Raw genomic sequence first — 17,484 nt, 5'->3', positions numbered from 1 at the left:
CTTTTCAGAGGTGGACGCTTAAAGGCGTGTTTCACTTTTTCCATTGCGCCTCGGTAGGCGCCCCAAAGATCTTCGCTTTTTTCTCCTGTTTCCTTACGAGCGGATGGGATTTCAAGTGGCTTTTAAAGATTGAAAACAAACAATTAGCTACGTCAGAGAAGAATATTTCCAGTCCTAGCGACTTTCGAAGTCCAACCCAGCTTCGCAGTGATTTGCGGGCAAAAGAAATGCAACCTGCCCACGCGACGAAGCGGCTACCACTTTTGCATTTCCCCGCAAATCGCTGTGGAGCGGACAGTCCACACATCCGTAGCCCGGAGCGTAGACTGGAAATATTCTTCTCTCCACCGCAGCAACTACAAGCTCGGCCTAGCTTTATATGCTATATTTTTATTAAGGCTCCAAGATATTGAAATGGATTGATACATAGCACAGAAGACAGGAGTTAAGAAGGAAGGATGAAGGAAATGCCAATTCATAAGCAATCTCGTTCTCCTGCTGGTTCTATAAGAGAAGATGGTCGTTATCCCATCGACCTGACTGGCCCACAGAGCCACACGCTTGTTCTTAAGCCCGGCGTAGGGAGCCTCTCCATCGGACCGTCACAATTGGGCAATAAAGCAGACCTGCACGTCGATCCCTATACGCCCATCAATTGGAGCGTATTCGATTCCTTTGCCACCCCAGCTGGATCGCCTTGGCCGCGAGTTCTGTACTACACAGGTAGCGACGCGAGCTTCTTCGACTGGGCCAAAGAACGCCCCATTGAAGGAATGTCATGGGTTCCAATCCTGCCTAATGACATAGTCGTGGACGCCAGCCATTCCAAATTGCACGACTTGTCTATCGAACTGGACAAGTTTGAAAACCGTTTGCATCTAAAACTCCCGAAGCACCAGGTCTCTGAATATTTCCGTCTGAGTGTGGCTGGCGATCTATCGCGTTTCTCTGTCGATGGCGACATGCCCTACTCTCTGACGTTGAAGCCGCGCACCAGCCGCCGCAAGAATAATGATCCCTTCTTGTTACCCGATCTGGGCGATCTGGGCGAGCTGCACCAGGTCACGAGCTTGACGCTTCGAAACGAACCGCTGGCGCAGCCTATCTCGCTGGAGTGCCTAAGTCAATTTCAGAATCTTACATCACTGAGTTTGTGGGGGAATTTCTGCGATTTGGAGTTGCTAGCTCGTCAGACCCAGTTAACGAATTTGGAGCTGCGCTTCATGCCTGATCTGGGTGACTTGCCGCCATTAAATGTGTGGCCGTTGCTTGACAGATTTATCGCCTATAACGTGGAGGAGATTACGGGTAAGCGACTGAGGCAGCAAATGAAAGCGCGAGCTAACACCCGCCCGTGGACCGGCTACGCTTCAGTGAGCCAATTACGAAAGCCTGAGTGGTGGACGACCGAGTTTGGCCGCCCATTTTCTTCCTGGCCTAAACGTCTGGCCAAGCTGGCTAATGAAGCCTATGACATTGCACAAGCAGCCTTGGCCCAAGCCTGTAGCCTTGCTGATGCCGAGGCAGCCATTACCGCCTTCACCGTGCGTTTCAACACCCTCAAAGGTATCGAGACCAGTGAACGAGAAGACCTTGGTGAAGCTGTATGGCAACTAAGCCAGTCTAACCACCTAATCGGCCAGCCTATTACGGAGGAGACGGCTCAACGCTGGTTCGACGCAGCACGCGATTACTGATGAAAGTAAAGGAATGTTGATAGCAAGTTTTAAGGCCATCCTTTGCGGGATGGCCATTTTTGAGTTCGTTGTATTCGACGATCGTTCTCTGTTCGTTTAATCAAGCTGTACAGAAACCTATTTTTCGAAAAATAATTCATTTCGGATTTACTTGAAAAAAAGCCTCCGGTTTGGAGGCTTTGCTTAGGCCCAATTATTCGCTTCTCAAGATGTGCTCGATTCGCTTTTCCGGCACGACCCAGATCACAGCCACGAGTACGTAAAAGAAACCGGAAACCCATGGCCCCACATACGCGGTCAATATTGCGAGCAAGTAGAGAAAAGGAGATACTTTCACCTTCCAGTCTCTGCCCATTGACTTTACGAAGACGGAATCGCCGGAATGCTGGCTAATGATTGCGAGCTGGAGAAACCTGTAAGAAGTCGCTGCAAGCAGAAGAACGATCCCGTACAATGCCATCGGGGCGGGGGCAAAATGGCTTTCCCCCATCCAGGCGGTCGTGAAGGGAATAAAGGATAGCCAGAAAAGCAATATCAAGTTGAGCCACATTAACCGCCCGTTCATTGTTCGAATCATGTGCAACAGATGATGATGGTTGTTCCAGTAGATGCCGACATAAACGAAACTGAAGATGTAGCTAAGCACTTTTGGGCCTAGTTCGATTAACGAATACCAGTCGTGGCCTTCCGGTACTTTGAATTCTAGCACCATGATCGTAATGATAATCGCCAGTACGCCATCGCTGAACGCTTCCATCCGGTTTGCTCTCATTTGGTGATCACCTGTTTCCCTCTTTACGTGCTTCATTGATCTATAGATATCTGTAGTTATTCTATATGTTCTGCATAATGTCAAGCACAACCTTTTCGCTAATGAAGGACCGTAAAAAATTGTTACGAACATTCCCTTGCGTTTCCGGCCGAATTGAACCGCAGCTGAGCCGTGTGTACGTAAATAGCAGACCTCGTGGTTAAAAATGGAAAATGTTCTTGATTCGCTCCATTTACATTTGTAATATTAACCCAACAGATTATATTTACATCTGTAAATCAAAAGATGGATTAGGAGGTGAGTACATGCACAATCTGCCGAAAATTTCTGAAGCAGAGTGGGAAATCATGAAGATTATTTGGAAGAACAATCCGATAAACGCTGAGAATATCGCACTCCTCTTGCCTGATGAAATCGAGTGGACCGATCAAACCGTTCGTACCTTCATCAACAGACTTTTGAAGAAAAAGGTGATCGGTTTTGAAAAGTCAGGAAGGAGTTATAAGTATTTTCCATTGATTTCCGAAAAAGAATGCATCCAGGCAGAGAGTCAGTCGTTTTTGAAAAGAGTTTTTAGCGGGGCGGCAGACATGATGATGACCAATTTTTTAGAAGACGCCAAGTTGTCCCAGAAGGAAATCGAGCATCTCCAAGAGATTCTGAATGAAAAGCAGAAAAACAAGAGCAGCAGAGGCGATGACAGATGAGAAGAGTGACAAAGCAGCAGATCTTACTGTAAAGAGGTAGAATGCATGGATATGCTATGTGCTATTTTTTTATGGGTTTTTGATGCCACCATTGGAGCTAGCCTCGTCGCTTTAATGGTGATAGCCATCAAGAAAATCTTTCATCACTGAATAAGCGCTCGGCTTCACCACGCGCTTTGGCTGATTGTGTTAATACGGCTTCTGTTCCCTTTTCTCCCTAACAGTCCGGTAAGCATCACGGCGTAGCGGCTACCACTTTTGCATTTCCCCGCAAATCGCTGCGGAGCGGACAGTCTCCACTTCCTAGCAGGACGTAGCCCGGAGCGTAGACTGGAAATATTCTTTCTCCACCGCGGTCTCGTATATAGAAATAACCACCTGCTTACCTCTTACAAGTGGCTTTTTCGAACAGAATGACTCTATGCGTTTCTCTCTTCATCTTCAGCAGATGGCCATCCACCCCATAGGTGGTTCAAATGCCCATCTGGATCACGAAATCTAAAGCTGTAGCCTCCGCCTCGCTTGTACGTCATTTCACTTACTTCGATTCCTTTGCTTTTCAACTCCTCATAAACCTCATGGATCTGATCTACCTGCAAGGAGATGATCGGCTGGGCTTGTCCGGCCATATCGGTAAAGTCCAAACGCGGAACTTCTGGGCAACGAATGAGCCCGAGACCTACTCCGCCTACATTCAACCAAGCCTCATTGTCTCCAGGTGAAAATTCGAAGGTAAACGGAATGCCAAGCACATCGCGGTACCACTTTATGGATACCTCCAAGTTTTTGACAGGCAGCTGTACAACCGCAAAATTACGCACATGGATACTCATTTGTGTTCGCTCCTTTATTTCAAATATGTACTTTCACCCTCATGAACGAAAGAAAAGAACAAAAAGAAACGGGTACCTTTACCATTTCTGAAAAAAATGCAGCAAATGTCCATCCGGGTCACGAACAGCAAAGAAAAGGTGATCGCCTGCTACCGAGACCTTTTCCACGCTCACGCCCTGTTCGGCGAAGCGCAGGTACGTTTGACAAATCGCATAGGCATCCCCCGCACGAAAGGCAGCCAAAAATTGCTCGAATCCTTCTTTTGATACAAATCCGGACGAATCACGCCGTCCAGCTTTGTCCATTTTCTTTTTAATGGACGAGCTTTCATCCTGTCTGGATTGCTCAGCCAACACGAACAAGCGCTGGCGTGCCCTCTTCACCCCTTCCTTCACTGCCCCTACTGTCGCATGCAGCAATGTGGCTGTTTCCTGCGCTGTAAACGAAAAAATATCCATCATGAGAATCAGCACCATCTGTCTGGCATTTAGTCGATCAGCCAGCTGCTCGAACACCTCTCTCTGCACAAACGCATCGGATACAGTGGACTGATACAGATAGATCGCTTCATCAAACAGGGCGGGATGCTCATTCGCCTTTACTTTCCGGCAATGATCGATCCAAGCATTCGTGGCAATTTGCCTCAAAAATGCCTTGGTCAGTTCTCTGTCTGGAGTCTTCTGCAGGGAACGATACACCTTCGTCAATGTTTCTTGCAGAAGGTCCTGCGCATCCCACTCGTTTTTCGTGAGGGACAAGCAATGCTTTTGGATATCCGCAAGAAAAGGTTGTACGCGCCAAAAGGAAGCCTCATCCTGATCTGCCCCCATACTATCCCTCCAAAACTATTCTGACTATTCATTCTCATTTTCAAGAAAATAAGTAACCCTGTCAAACAATCACCAAGTAAAAATAAAAAAGCGACCGTCCAGAACGGATTTTTCCCGCTCAGGACAGTCGTTACTTTATTTTCTGCCGATCAACACAACCAAGTCTATCGTCATGTCCACTCCTGCCAAGTCAGACACCCGTTCCAACTGCTCAGGTGTCGCCCCCCATGCCAATGGAGTCATCTGGAGCAGGGAAGCAAGACTCCCTTCATCCAGTCGGAACTGATACTGAACCCGTTCCTTACCGATTAGCTGGAAGCTGGTTTTGAAGTGGTCGATCGTACGATGATTCGCATATTTTGTTTTTGGTGTCTCTTGATACAAGACTTCTCGTAACTCTCGCAAATAGTTGGCCTCGGGGATGACTTTGATCATCCGTCCTTCATCAGCCAGGAGTCTATGAAACTCATCCGAATTGGATGGAGATAACAGATTGAAAATGTACGAAAACTGTCTGTCGGCAAACGGCGCTTTCGTCAAATCACCAACGCACCAAACTACTTCTGGATCGCTCTTCGCCGCGAGTACAACTCCCTCTTTGGCGAGATCGACACCCACTCCGATTAATGGGACTTCGCTTGTTTGCATCACTCTCTGCCGAACCTGCGTCAGGTGATAGCCTTCGCCACACCCTGCATCCAGTACGTACATCTGGCTTTCCTCAGGCTCTGTCGTATGCAGGATGACTTCACTCAACAAGTCATACAATGGATGAAAAAAACCTTGCTCCCCTATCGCCCTTCTCGCTGCAAACATTTGCTTGTCATACTTTGTTTTGTAGGTTCGCGTAGCCAAGTGAACGTAGCCGTGCTTGGATAAATCAAAGCAATGATGATTGTTGCATACCAAGCTGGTTGCAGGTACGTTTCGCATAGCCGCCTGGCAAATTGGACAACGAAAAATCTCCACATGCTGGGAGATACTTGTAGACATCAAAAAAAGCACCCCATTCATTCGTATTTCGGTGAATGAAAAAAGGCACAGTCAAATAAACCCCAAGCATTTTCAAAAAAATGCGGGATTACGTTGATCTGTACCTCACATTACCGATTACGAACGAATTGGATCATAACCATAACAAGAAACACTCCTGACCTTCAATCAAGTGAGCGACTGTAATGAACGCTCAACTATGATTGTAGCACAGTACAGAGATACACCGGCACTATGAAATTTTGGTGCAGGAATGCAGTGAGAGGGCAGGAACTCCGTTTTGCTTCCTGCCCATGCCCGGCTCATGAAAGATGATGGTGGTTGCATTCACTCCAAAAACATGACCTCATCGTATTTCATCATGATGCTTCCTTCCTTGTACTCCCCCACTTTTGGCACATTCACCAGACCCTTTATGTTTTGGAGAAGCGCACGCACGCTGTTCACTCCGCTTTCGTGAGCATGCGGATACCCACCGCCAAAACGGGGATTGATCTCCGACACAACGTACTGATCTCCCACCAAAAAACAATCGATGTCAATGGGCCCACGCGGCTCTAGGACACGAATGAGTTCCTTCGCTAGTGATAGCAAACGCGGATCTTTTACCGCGAGGGAGCGATCCGTCTCCCCTGCCCGCATTCGCAGCTTTTGGCGGGTGAAAAGTGTCACCAGCTCTCCCGAGATCAGATCCACATAGCCATCCACTCCGTACTCCTCTGCCTGTAAGAACGGTTGAATGACGACATCCTCCGTTTTTTCCATGAGCACGGGCCAGTCTTGATCATTCTCCACACGTGTGATGCCCAAACTGGCACTTCCATACCGCGGCTTGACGATCAATGGATACGTAATCTGTCCTGCCAAAAGCGCTGCTTGTACCTCGTCCATTTTTGTAAAGGTGGGAATAGTGGGAATCTGGTGCGCGGACAAAAAATCATGCGTTGCCATCTTATCCAAGCACATCTCGATTACATCACGGCTGGACACGATCACCTCGATGCCCTGCATGTAGAAACGATCTGCATGCGCAGCTAACAGTGTCAGCTCAGGGTCAATTAAGGAGAGGATTGCCTTAATCTCGTACCGTTGGCAAATTTGCAGCAGGGCATCGAGATAACCAGGATCATCGATACGCGGCACCTGCTCGTGATGATGGGCAGCGTACAGGGCTGGGGCCGTCGGGTCGCAGTCGACTGCTATGATTTTGCCAGTGTCACCCCATTCGCATACAAAATAGTGGAGCAGCTTGACTCGCCTGCCTACACTGGTCACAAGAACGTTCATTCAGTTCATTACCCCCTGCTTGTCAACGTGAAAACGATAAACCGATTCGGGAATGAATTGTTGGAGAGTCTCTTTTCCCCTCACAATGACCGCTTCATTTCCGTCGATGGCGAGAACCGGCGGCCTCTCCCGAATAAAAGGAGGATTAAAGACGAGCGTATACGCCCCTACGTGTCCGAAGACAAAATAATCCCCGATATCAGGCAGAGGCCCGGTGAAGCCTTGAAGCAAATAATCTTTTTCCATGCACGTATACCCGACGACATGATAGCTCGCTTCTGGAACTGACTTGCGGTTGCACACAAGTCGGGCTGGCAAGAGATGCGCGTGCATCGTCGGCTTGACATTGTGAATGCTTCCATCTACGAGAACAAATCGCTCTCCTCTGTTCTCCTTGACATCTACGACTTGGCAAACGAAATCAAGGGTATCTGCCACGAGTGAAATTCCTGGCTCCAGAATCAGCAACGGAGCATGATCCAGCTCTGCCAGCTCCTCCTTCACGACTGACGTAATCGCTTCGGCGTACTCCTCAAAGGTAGGAGCAGCCGTCATCCCGAACGAGGTCGGGAGCTCGCCATAGAATCCGCCTCCAATATCGATAAAAGCAAGCCGCTCGCCCAAATGCTGCTTTCCCAAACAGCATAGATGGCGCGTAATTTGGCGATACACACCGACACTGCGATTGGTGGAAAAGTGTCCATGCAACCCGACTACATGCACATTCGAGGCGACAGCCAACTGGCTCAGGGCTTTTTCCAAATTGCCGTTTTCGACGCAAAAACCAAATCGGCTGACCTCGTACCCATTTTGCAGAGGACTCACTCCACCCCTGGCCAAATCCACATTAATTCGTAGACCAATCCGAAACGTCTGCTCGGGATACTGCTTGGCGTAGGCCACCACCCATGGTATTTCCGAAAAAGAATCCAGATTGATCAGGCTCCCCTGCTCCAAGGCAAGGTGAATGTCCTCTTCCGTTTTGAGCGGGCCGTTAAAAATGATTGACGCAGGATCTACGCCGAGCTTTCGTGCCAATTCGTACTCCAGTCGAGAGACGACTTCTGCATGCGCTCCTAACTGATGCAGCTTTTGGCATAAAAACGGCAAGTAATTGGTCTTATACGAATACGCCACGACCACATGCTCATAGCGTCGAGTAAAAGCCCGTTGGAAACGACGATAGTTCTCGGAGAGCTTCACTGTGTCCAGTACGTAAAAGGAAGACGAGCAGAGACTACGCCATTTTTCTATCTGCTCATAACTATACATGGCGCACCCCCTGTTCCTGATTCAAGAGGCAGTTCGTGATAACACCGATGACTCGCTCCTGCTGTTCAGCGGTCAAGCTGGAACCGGACGGCAAGCAAACACCTTGGACAAAAAGACGATCTGATACACTCTCATCAGGCTGGTGCGAATAGTATTGGCACTGTGCGAACAACGGTTGCTGATGCATCGGCTTCCACACGGGACGGGCTTCGATATTTTCTTTGCCCAGTGCATCGATCACTTGTGCAGCAGAGATTGTCGCGTCCGCTGGATTCAGTGTCATCACGGTCAGCCATCTTGTGGATCGCCCTGTCGCCGGCTCTGGCATGAACGAAATACCAGGTAATTGTCCGAGAGCTTGTTCATAACGCTTGTAAATCCCTCTCCTTGCCTCGATTCGCTCCTCCAAAACGCGCAGCTGCCCCCGGCCAATTGCCGCCAGTACGTTGCTCAACCGATAGTTGTAGCCCATCTCTTCATGCTGGTAATGCCTGGCTGGCTCCTTCGCCTGCGTCGACCAGAAGCGTGCCTTTTCGATCGCCTCAACGTCATCGGAGACGAGCATTCCACCACCTGATGTCGTCATGATTTTATTGCCATTAAACGAAAAGGTCCCAACATGCCCAAAGACACCGCTCATTCTCCCTTTGTATACAGCCCCTAACGATTCTGCTGCATCCTCCACCACGCACACCCCATACTGCTCACAAAGCGCAATCAACGGTCCCATATCTGCGCTCTGCCCATATAAATTGACGATGACGACCGCCTTGGGCAACTTGTCCGCTACTGCCGCTTCCCGCAGGGCCCGCTCTAATGCCAGCGGAGACATATTCCAAGACCCTTCCTCAGAATCAATGAATACTGGAGTCGCTCCCTGGTACAGAATCGGATTGGCACTGGCGACAAAGGTGAGGCTGGAGCAGAACACCGTATCACCCGGAGCGACGCCTGCTAGCCTCAGCCCGAGATGGATAGCAGACGTACCAGAGGACACAGCCAGTGCAGCTTTTACGCCCACATATTGGGCAATCTCTCGCTCAAAAGCATCGACGTGTTCCCCCAACGGTGCGATCCAATTGGAGGCAAAGGCGTCTGCCACCAAGTCGCGCTCATCCTCCCCCATATGTGGCGGTGATAAAAAGATCCGCTGCTTCGCACTCATTTCGACGTCCCCCCATTGCGATAGGCAGGAAAAAAATCTTGCTCGCCAGCCTGATCGACTTGTAGTTTTTGGCACAAAGCCAAATACACTTCCTCATCGTGAACTTTCTTGCCCATCCAGTAAGGAAAATGATTGCCATTTGCAAACGAGGACTTGAAACGGAACAAACCATCTCCATCCAGATTTCCTCCTCCGAGGAGAAGCAGCTGTGCTCCATCCAGCTTTGCCTGCTGAATCATGGCGTCGAAGAGGAGGTGGTTGACGCCAAGCGCCATGTCTTCCGTATGCGATGCCCCTAGCTGATAATGGGCAAATTGATTTCCACTGTGCAAAAGCACTCCCGCCACCGGCCGATCCTCATGGATGGCAAGTAGAAGCCGCGGCTTGCACAACACTGTTTTTTTCATGAGTCCCACAAAAAATTCCTGTGCATAGTAGTAGATCGCCGCGGCTTGATTGCGATCCATCGTCTCCCGGTGCAGCTGGATAAAAGAATGCAACCAATCGGTTCCGCCCAATGTAATCCGGACGTCGTTTGCCGCTGCCTTCCTCATATTTCGTCCAACATTTTGCGTATAGTGGGCACGAATGTAGGCAAGTGTAGGGCGCAAATCGACCGCCGTTACCATCCTCACCAGATCCAGGCGCATCTGACCCGCGAATAGCTCTGCATTCCCCAGCAACGGATGAAAGCGAACCGTTTCCGTCAGATAGTTTTTGTACCGACAATAGACGTGGAATTGCTCCTGGAATAATCGAGCAGCCGTCTGTCCCCCCACGACGAATGGCCCTCCGTATCCTATCGAAACCAAATCGGCATAGCCGGGAATCCACTCATCTAGACGTCTGACCAAATACGGGTAGAAAACCTCGTTCTCCCCACTCTTGAAAAAAACAGCTTCTGGCGTGCCCTGCTCCATTTTGGCGTAAAGCTGTACGTATTCTTTCGTGTAGGACACGTCTAAATTTAAAAATCGTCGCAAATATTCGGTCCAATCATCCTGTTCCGAGAGTACGATCAGGCTCACATGCTTCCCTCCCAGCGCGCTCTGTGTTTTCACTCCCTCTGAAGTCTTCTACCGTGACGCTGCCCTGCTGATTTATGCCTGTCGATTGAAAAACGCGCTTGATCGTCAGACCGATAATCCGCATATCCAGAAAAAAGCTGCCATTTTCTACATACCAGACGTCCAGCTCGAACTTTTGCTCCCAGTCAATCGCATTTCTCCCATTGACCTGCGCCCAGCCTGTAATCCCCGGCTTTACGTCATGTCGCTTCAACTGCCGCGGTGTGTACAGCGGCAGATACTCCATCAGTAGCGGTCTCGGTCCTACGAGGCTCATTTCACCACGAAGCACATTCCATAATTGCGGCAGTTCATCCAGGCTATACTTGCGCAAAAGTGTTCCGAATGATCCCAGTCGCTGCTCGTCAGAGAGAAGCTCTCCACTCTCATCGCGTTTATTGGTCATCGTGCGAAATTTATAGATGAAAAATGGTTTTCCGTGCAAACCTGGTCGCTCTTGTACAAACAAAACCGGAGACCCCAGCTTCCAGCGAATGAGCAGACTGACTAGCAAAATCAGTGGGGACAGAATGACGAGCATCAGGAAGGAAACGCAACGATCAAACAAGGACTTCATGCCGCACCTCCTGTTGATTCCACTTCGCTGCCGCTTCCTCCATGCTGAGGCTCTGCATGCCGTACCTCTCGCGTAACATGGTGTAATGCTGGAGTATTTCCTCCAAAAAGGACAGATTCTCTTCGATGTGATCCCCAAAATTCTCCGGATGCCACCACAGATGATACAAGCGATTGCGCTCCGCCGTATGAGTCAGGTCGCATTTGATTCTATTCATGCGCCATTTCTCCAACCGCTGTAATCGGGGAGAATAAGGACGCAAAAACCGGCTGGATGGAACATCGACCATTCCCTCTGGACTACGCTGCAATGATTCATAGTTGTTATGACCAGAGAGATTCACATACGCATCCATCAGTCGCATGGCTCGTTTGAACAATGTCTCTTCGGCAGCCCCTTTTGTGTGATACATCCAAGACTGCTCGTTGCCGCGATAGGAACGGAACCCCTTTTTCTTGCACAAAGATAAATAGGCAGACTTCACCTGATTTCGCGGAAAAACGATGCTGGAAGGTGAGTATCCTTTTTTGCGAGTCACTCTATGAAAAGAATCAAGATCGGCAGCAAAAGCTTCGGGAGTCTGTCCCGGCTCTAGACAATAATAGTGGGAAAGAGTGTGGCTTCCGATGAATTGATGCGGGTAAGAGGATATCAGCTTGATTAAGGAAGGAGCAAAATGATACGGATCGACCTGCTCATGCTCTCCGATCGCATCTGTGTCCAAATAGGGATAGGGTGACAGCTTTTCATCGGAATACGCCGGGAGATGCCGTGGAACGACGCCTGCTAGCTCCTTACGCGACTCGCAAAACAAAAAACCGACAGTAGCCCAAGTGACATGCATTTCATACTTGGCAAACAGTTCCAAAAGTGCGGGGATCACGTGACGAACGCCTAACAAATTTTGCTCATATGACTGAATGGTTCTCTTGTCTCGGACGCCCCAGTAAAGTTCAAAGTCTAGGGAAATGACGAATGCTCCCGTCTTGTCCAATCTTCTCCGCTGCCTCCTTTCTCCTGCCCTCTTTCTTCTCGTAGCTGACCAGTCAGTTGGGCAAACAAGGCCGCCTGCTTCGCAAGGACCGTTCGCTCATCGAAGTGCTCAAGCGCGATGCAGCGGCTGTTCTGCCCGAATGCTTCTCTGAGTCTGGAATCGATTACGAGCTTTTTTAAGGCTGCATACAAGGGACATACCTGTTTCGGTTCTACTAAAAATCCGTTGACACCGTCCCTGACTTCTTCCCGACATCCACGGATATTCGTGGCGACGATCGGTTTTGCCATCGCCATCGCCTCAATGATGGAACGAGGCAGCCCTTCGCGATGAGAGGGAAGAACAAATATATCGCTGGCGGCCATCAGCTCCGGGATGTCTGTGCGGAATCCAGCCAAAATGATTTGCGGATGCTGTCGGCAAAGCCCCACGAATTCCTGGCCTCGCTGATCGCGTTCACTGGAAGACACGTCCCCCACCAACAAGAGGCGCAGGCGCGGAAATTCACCCGCCAGCTTGCGAAAGGCTTCCAACAGCTCAAAAATTCCTTTCTCCGAAACCATGCGTCCTACATAGGTGATCACCACATGCTCATCCCGCAGCCCCAGTGAGGACTTGATAGTCTGGACCTTTTCTCTCGTTACGTGTCGCGGGTGAAAGCGTTCTGTGAGATCAACGCCGTTGCCAATGTGCAGAATCCGCTCCGTCTGGGAGGAGAAGCTATCCTTCACGCTCAACTCGTAATCCTCTCGACTCTGAAGCAAAAGATAGTCAGTCATATGCCGGGCAAACCATTTTTCCAGCGTGTAGTACATCTGATACGTACTTTTGCTCATGCCCTCATGAAAGAAGTAGCCATGCGCTGTGTAAATGACATGCGGAACTCCTGCCAGCCTTGCTGCCACGCGACCGAGAACAGCGGCAATCGGCGTATGGACATGCACGACATCATACTTCTCCCTTTTCATCAGCCGATACAATGCCCCAATTGTCACCAAATTGGAAATCGGGTCGATCTTTCGCTTAATCGGAATTCTTCTGAGCGTCAATCCCTTTGCTGTTAGGACATCAAAGCGCCCCGTATCTGAACACGCGGTATGCACCTCGTAGCCTTCACCCATCAGCTTTTCAATCAAAGGAAACAATAAGCTTTCTACAGAGCGGTCAATTGCGCATACTTGCAAGATTTTTTTCAAGCAGATCACCGCCATTTTTGGTCTGACGCGTATTGATTTCGGCTGTAACGAAATACAGCGCGAGCATGATCCAGAAAAACGTTTCGCGAATTCCGTTATGAGTGAGTCCGTACAAAATTTGGAAGACAAGTGGATACCAAGCAACCAATCGATGCCCACGAGCCGCCCCATAAATCACGAGAATGAACAACACCGTGCCCATTACGCCGTAGGAGAAGAACAGATTGGCTAAGGTAGAATGGAGTTCCAACGAAATGCTGCTGTTAAATCGCTCGTACATCCCTTCCCCTGCTCCGAACAAAATGTACTCCGGATGGTTGGCAATCCGGTCATAGCCCCGCGCTGCCAAATTGTCATCCGAATCTTCCCCTAGTGATACCATTCGTTCTTCGATTTGTGTGTAAATAGATGCATCGCTCAGCACGTTTTCGTTGGTGTACAAATAGATGAAGAAGACAGTGAAGGACGAGACGAGCACACAAAGCAGATTCAACCAAAACAAGCCCGTTCGTTCTTTGATGGAGAGGAGCAAAAAAACGAGGTACATCCCTACGGCACTAATGATCGCTGCTTTCGACAACGACGCTGCAATAATGCTGAACGCCGTACCGATCGCAATAAAGAGAGGAATGGTCTTCACAGATACGAAGCGAGCACACAGCAAGCATATCCCCATGCACAGAAGTCCAAAATAGCCGAGCTGGTTCGGATTGTTGAAGAACAACGATTGCCTGAACTCTCCGCTATCTGGTGACAGTCCTGTCACGAGAATGAATGCCTGAACGAGCAAGGAAGTGGACGTAGCCAGGAAGACCCATTTGACGTACTCTTGCGGGTTGCGCCTGAACAAAATAATCAGGGCAAGCATCACGGCTCCGTTGTACAAATACCACTTGGTCGAGCTGAATACATCCATTTCTCCGCCGAGTGCAATCGACCATATGCCATTCACCATCATAATGTCGTACAAAAATAGAAGGGTAAGGAAGAGAAAAAATCCGAGTCTGCGGTTCACCCGACCCAGGCGAAACAAGAAGCTGTAGGCGATCAGGATAAGCATAATAAAATCGGCGATTTGCGGATTGCCACTTGGGAAGAAATAGAAGGGCTTAAGCACTACATATAGCAAAAGTAGGACCTTGTCCGGTGAGAGCTTCTCCTTGAACATCATTTACTTGTGCGCCAGATGGTTGGTGAATTGCAGGATTCGCCGATAATCCTCCCACGTATCAACCTCTGCCCAAAACAATCCCGGTGGTATTTGTGTGACATACACATTCCTTTCGCCCAAAAAAGAATAGAGGACATTTTCCCACCACAAATCATACTGCTTCTCCTGAATCAACCTTTGTAATCGACGCAAAAATATCGGCAGAAAGCTCTCTTGAAGCTTGGCAATTCCAACGTATTCGCCAGTTGTCTCTTCCAGCGAGAGCTCCTTTCCATGGCAGAGCAGCAGTCCGTCTTCATAGCCAAATTTATAATCTCCCTCAGAGCGACGGACTGGATCAGCAAACATGACGGGACACGCGGTCTCTTGCAACACGGCCTCCAGTACCTTCGATTCAAAGTAAACGTCGGCGTTCAATAGCAAGCAGTCGCTTCCTTGCAAAAACTCGCGGGCGAACCAGAGGGACACCATACTATTCGTCCGATCATAAAAAGGATTATGATAAAAACGAATAGATTCATCTCTGAGCAGCTCGGTAATCACCTTGGCTTGATAGCCCACCACCATCGCGATCTCATCAATTCCGTGGCGCTTCAGCTCCGCTATCGTATTTTCAATGAGCGTTTGGTTTCCGATGTCCACAGTACACTTGGGAATTCCGTCAATGTGCTCGTTAATTCGTGACCCGAGACCTGCTGCCATGAGCAGTGCCTTCATCCGACTCCCCTCCTTCTTTCAGAGATGGCACGACGTATTTGATGTTCAGCTTCAGCTTGTACACCGATCTGGCCAGTCCGACGAACAGGTGGTAGAAGGTCCATAGGAGCAAAAATAGCATCTGACCGCTGATTGCCCACAGAAATGCAGTAACCAGCACACCCAACTGATAGCCCGTTTGGGTAAGAAAAAGGAAGACAAAAGCATCGATCCATTTGCTGCGCTTTCTCATAGAGACTGTTTCGTGAGAGATTTTCCCTTGACTAAAGACGAGATCGGAACCATTGGTCGCCAAAATCTCTGCAAAAATCGTGAGCAGAATCAAATAGAGCAGCCACGGACCCAACATCGCGTGATGATTCATGATGCCGTATATCACACCGAATGACACCAGGTAGAGTGCATAGTTGAGCCCGATGTCCAGCCATTCTCCTCCCTTGCTCTTCTGGTTGCGCATGCGGGCTACCTCCCCGTCGACGCAATCCGCCAAGTAGCACACCTGACAGAAAAAGCAGCCGAGCAGAAAGGATGCCGCCGTTCCGTACATAAATGCTGCAGCGCTAAGGAGTCCGGCGACTATCCCCCCGATTGTAATTGCGTTGGGGGATACTTGTGTTTTTCGGGTCAGCAATAAGCTCACGTAGATGGAGAGGCGTCGTGTGAAGTAGTACGACCAAAATTCCTCCCTTCTCCACGGCTTCTGCACCTGCACACGGCAATGGCGTGTCTCTTCACTATCCCAAAACATAGACGGATACAGCTCATCCTTCACGGTAAGCCACCTTCTTCATGACCTCGTCTCGAGAGCGAGACGGAATATTTTTCGGATAAAAACGGGATATACCACGTGCGAAAACCAAAATATTTGGATGCCCAATACGAAGCACAAAGATCTCGACAGATTAGGCTGATTGAAGTAGCAATGGCGGCCCCGATAATTCCATACAGCGGAATGAGACAAGCGTTTCCGATTATGTTTAGTGCAGCTGAACAGACAAGAATATTGCGGGCCGTTTTTTGATGCCCGGTCATCGTCAATAAGGGGATAACACTGCCTGTGCAAAAATTGACAAACTGCCCCATGCACAAAATCACAAGGACGAGGCTCTCACTCGCAAACTCTTCACCAAAAAAAGTGAGCAACGGAACAGCAAATATCGCCACTAGCAGATTGAGAGGAGCAGAGGTGAAGAAAATGAGCCGATTGGCAAACGCAATCATCTTTTTCAAGCCGTCCATATCATTACGTGCGTACAGCTCAGAGAACTTGGGAGAGAGGATCGTATTGATGGAAATCAGCGCAAAGCCCGTCACCATTGCCAGACGAATGACCACACTGTATACTCCGACGGTTTTGGCATCCGTAAAAATACCCAGCATGATCATATCTGTCCACGTCATAATCAATTCCATCGACGCACTGAGATACATGGGCAGTGCGACTACAATAATTTCCCTCAACCCAACACCAGGCACTCCCGCAGTCGGCTGTACACCGATACGAAAACCTCGGCTCGTCGCATACCACTGCCCCATCCCATAGACGGCATTCAAGATAACAGCAGCTGCGAGCAGTTGAATCAAGAGCATCGTACTGGGTTCGAAAAAAGGGATGGCGATGAAAAGAAACGCCAAGTGCAGAAAACGCATACCGACGATATCGACAGTGATCGAGATGACAACCCGATGCAGTGCCCGAAACGCAGATGCATACAGCCTTGCGAGAGACACAAACGGAAGCATCCACGCGACGACTCGCAGTGCCTCTGCTGGTAGCTCCCCTGCAAACACGTAGGCGGACACCTGCTCCGAGAACACATGCAACAGTATCCCAAGCACAATCGAAATCAGCGTCGCCCACAGCACTACTTTGTTGAATACTTCGGAAATCTGATAAAGCGAGCCTTTCGCGCGAAACTCCGAGAGAAAGCGGATTATGGCTGTATCCGTCCCCAAAACGGCCAGCACCATTCCGATGTTCATCAGGGTGATCGTCAGCGAATAGATACCCAGGCTCTCGGCTCCGTACTCTCTGGCAATGTAGAACTGCAAGAGATAGAGCAGCACGAAGCCAAGGAGCCGAAACAAAAACGTGAAGGCCGAGCCGCGAATCACTTCGTGAACATCGCGATCTTTATGCAGACGGTTCCATTGTCGTTGCCAAGCTAATTTGAGGGCATGCATGCTTACAAACGCCCCGCTTTC

Annotated in this window: 17 protein-coding genes; 2 read left to right on the top strand and 15 right to left on the bottom strand. The window is 49.4% G+C overall.

The window, feature by feature from the left end; translation table 11 throughout:
• Positions 1–467 precede the first annotated feature (467 nt).
• Complete coding sequence (locus HP399_RS09570; protein WP_173618843.1) at positions 468–1,697, top strand: hypothetical protein; 1,230 nt, start codon at positions 468–470, stop codon at positions 1,695–1,697.
• A 193-nt stretch (positions 1,698–1,890) separates the two neighbouring features.
• Here the strand turns inward: HP399_RS09570 and HP399_RS09565 are convergent, their stop codons facing one another.
• Positions 1,891–2,469, bottom strand: coding sequence for a TMEM175 family protein (locus HP399_RS09565; RefSeq protein WP_173618544.1), 579 nt, complete (start codon positions 2,467–2,469; stop codon positions 1,891–1,893).
• Between the two features lie 305 nt (positions 2,470–2,774).
• Here HP399_RS09565 and HP399_RS09560 point away from each other — a divergent pair, with 305 nt between their 5' ends.
• Positions 2,775–3,176, top strand: a complete 402-nt coding sequence (locus HP399_RS09560) for a BlaI/MecI/CopY family transcriptional regulator (RefSeq protein ID WP_173618545.1) — start codon at positions 2,775–2,777, stop codon at positions 3,174–3,176.
• 419 nt (positions 3,177–3,595) lie between these two features.
• On the opposite strand, the gene HP399_RS09555 is transcribed toward HP399_RS09560, so the two are convergent.
• The 14 genes from HP399_RS09555 to HP399_RS09490 form a co-directional block, all read right to left on the bottom strand.
• Positions 3,596–4,009 carry a VOC family protein gene (locus HP399_RS09555; protein ID WP_087346386.1) on the bottom strand — a complete coding sequence of 138 codons (414 nt, stop codon included), beginning with the start codon at positions 4,007–4,009 and terminating at the stop codon, positions 3,596–3,598.
• Positions 4,010–4,087: 78 nt separating this feature from the next.
• Positions 4,088–4,840, bottom strand: a complete 753-nt coding sequence (locus tag HP399_RS09550) for an RNA polymerase sigma factor (protein ID WP_173618546.1) — start codon at positions 4,838–4,840, stop codon at positions 4,088–4,090.
• Between the two features lie 135 nt (positions 4,841–4,975).
• Positions 4,976–5,833, bottom strand: a complete 858-nt coding sequence (locus tag HP399_RS09545) for a putative RNA methyltransferase (RefSeq protein WP_228088489.1) — start codon at positions 5,831–5,833, stop codon at positions 4,976–4,978.
• A gap of 327 nt (positions 5,834–6,160) precedes the next feature.
• Positions 6,161–7,120 (bottom strand): ATP-grasp domain-containing protein, encoded by a 960-nt coding sequence (locus HP399_RS09540; RefSeq protein WP_173618548.1) that lies wholly within the window; start codon positions 7,118–7,120, stop codon positions 6,161–6,163.
• Positions 7,121–8,392 carry a type III PLP-dependent enzyme domain-containing protein gene (locus HP399_RS09535; protein WP_173618549.1) on the bottom strand — a complete coding sequence of 424 codons (1,272 nt, stop codon included), beginning with the start codon at positions 8,390–8,392 and terminating at the stop codon, positions 7,121–7,123.
• Positions 8,385–9,557 (bottom strand): DegT/DnrJ/EryC1/StrS family aminotransferase, encoded by a 1,173-nt coding sequence (locus tag HP399_RS09530; RefSeq protein WP_173618550.1) that lies wholly within the window; start codon positions 9,555–9,557, stop codon positions 8,385–8,387. The genes HP399_RS09535 and HP399_RS09530 overlap by 8 nt, the downstream gene beginning before the upstream one ends.
• The gene (locus HP399_RS09525) at positions 9,554–10,585 is read right to left on the bottom strand and encodes a GNAT family N-acetyltransferase (RefSeq protein ID WP_173618551.1); all 1,032 of its coding nucleotides are present in this window, start codon (positions 10,583–10,585) and stop codon (positions 9,554–9,556) included. Before HP399_RS09525 ends, HP399_RS09530 begins: the two co-directional genes overlap by 4 nt.
• Positions 10,554–11,201: a sugar transferase gene (locus HP399_RS09520; protein WP_173618552.1), complete on the bottom strand. Its 648-nt coding sequence runs from the start codon at positions 11,199–11,201 to the stop codon at positions 10,554–10,556. Before HP399_RS09520 ends, HP399_RS09525 begins: the two co-directional genes overlap by 32 nt.
• Positions 11,185–12,195: a polysaccharide deacetylase family protein gene (locus HP399_RS09515; protein ID WP_173618553.1), complete on the bottom strand. Its 1,011-nt coding sequence runs from the start codon at positions 12,193–12,195 to the stop codon at positions 11,185–11,187. The genes HP399_RS09520 and HP399_RS09515 overlap by 17 nt, the downstream gene beginning before the upstream one ends.
• The gene (locus HP399_RS09510) at positions 12,162–13,400 is read right to left on the bottom strand and encodes a glycosyltransferase family 4 protein (protein ID WP_228088550.1); all 1,239 of its coding nucleotides are present in this window, start codon (positions 13,398–13,400) and stop codon (positions 12,162–12,164) included. The genes HP399_RS09515 and HP399_RS09510 overlap by 34 nt, the downstream gene beginning before the upstream one ends.
• Positions 13,360–14,562, bottom strand: a complete 1,203-nt coding sequence (locus HP399_RS09505) for an O-antigen ligase family protein (RefSeq protein WP_173618555.1) — start codon at positions 14,560–14,562, stop codon at positions 13,360–13,362. The genes HP399_RS09510 and HP399_RS09505 overlap by 41 nt, the downstream gene beginning before the upstream one ends.
• The gene (locus HP399_RS09500; RefSeq protein WP_173618556.1) at positions 14,563–15,279 is read right to left on the bottom strand and encodes a phosphocholine cytidylyltransferase family protein; all 717 of its coding nucleotides are present in this window, start codon (positions 15,277–15,279) and stop codon (positions 14,563–14,565) included.
• Positions 15,236–16,051 (bottom strand): CDP-alcohol phosphatidyltransferase family protein, encoded by an 816-nt coding sequence (locus HP399_RS09495; protein ID WP_173618557.1) that lies wholly within the window; start codon positions 16,049–16,051, stop codon positions 15,236–15,238. The genes HP399_RS09500 and HP399_RS09495 overlap by 44 nt, the downstream gene beginning before the upstream one ends.
• The gene (locus HP399_RS09490) at positions 16,048–17,463 is read right to left on the bottom strand and encodes a flippase (protein WP_173618558.1); all 1,416 of its coding nucleotides are present in this window, start codon (positions 17,461–17,463) and stop codon (positions 16,048–16,050) included. Before HP399_RS09490 ends, HP399_RS09495 begins: the two co-directional genes overlap by 4 nt.
• Positions 17,464–17,484 lie beyond the last annotated feature (21 nt).

Source organism: Brevibacillus sp. DP1.3A, assembly GCF_013284245.2.
Classification (GTDB): domain Bacteria; phylum Bacillota; class Bacilli; order Brevibacillales; family Brevibacillaceae; genus Brevibacillus.
This window is presented reverse-complemented; position numbering and strand designations above follow the sequence as displayed.

What these genes read in the sequence shown, in the direction of transcription:
- HP399_RS09570 (WP_173618843.1), top strand. Translation starts at nt 468, where the DNA reads ATGCCAATTCATAAGCAATCTCGTTCTCCTGCTGGTTCTATAAGAGAA.
- HP399_RS09565 (WP_173618544.1), bottom strand. Translation starts at nt 2,469, where the DNA reads ATGAGAGCAAACCGGATGGAAGCGTTCAGCGATGGCGTACTGGCGATT.
- HP399_RS09560 (WP_173618545.1), top strand. Translation starts at nt 2,775, where the DNA reads ATGCACAATCTGCCGAAAATTTCTGAAGCAGAGTGGGAAATCATGAAG.
- HP399_RS09555 (WP_087346386.1), bottom strand. Translation starts at nt 4,009, where the DNA reads ATGAGTATCCATGTGCGTAATTTTGCGGTTGTACAGCTGCCTGTCAAA.
- HP399_RS09550 (WP_173618546.1), bottom strand. Translation starts at nt 4,840, where the DNA reads ATGGGGGCAGATCAGGATGAGGCTTCCTTTTGGCGCGTACAACCTTTT.
- HP399_RS09545 (WP_228088489.1), bottom strand. Translation starts at nt 5,833, where the DNA reads ATGTCTACAAGTATCTCCCAGCATGTGGAGATTTTTCGTTGTCCAATT.
- HP399_RS09540 (WP_173618548.1), bottom strand. Translation starts at nt 7,120, where the DNA reads ATGAACGTTCTTGTGACCAGTGTAGGCAGGCGAGTCAAGCTGCTCCAC.
- HP399_RS09535 (WP_173618549.1), bottom strand. Translation starts at nt 8,392, where the DNA reads ATGTATAGTTATGAGCAGATAGAAAAATGGCGTAGTCTCTGCTCGTCT.
- HP399_RS09530 (WP_173618550.1), bottom strand. Translation starts at nt 9,557, where the DNA reads ATGAGTGCGAAGCAGCGGATCTTTTTATCACCGCCACATATGGGGGAG.
- HP399_RS09520 (WP_173618552.1), bottom strand. Translation starts at nt 11,201, where the DNA reads ATGAAGTCCTTGTTTGATCGTTGCGTTTCCTTCCTGATGCTCGTCATT.
- HP399_RS09505 (WP_173618555.1), bottom strand. Translation starts at nt 14,562, where the DNA reads ATGATGTTCAAGGAGAAGCTCTCACCGGACAAGGTCCTACTTTTGCTA.
- HP399_RS09500 (WP_173618556.1), bottom strand. Translation starts at nt 15,279, where the DNA reads ATGAAGGCACTGCTCATGGCAGCAGGTCTCGGGTCACGAATTAACGAG.
- HP399_RS09490 (WP_173618558.1), bottom strand. Translation starts at nt 17,463, where the DNA reads ATGCATGCCCTCAAATTAGCTTGGCAACGACAATGGAACCGTCTGCAT.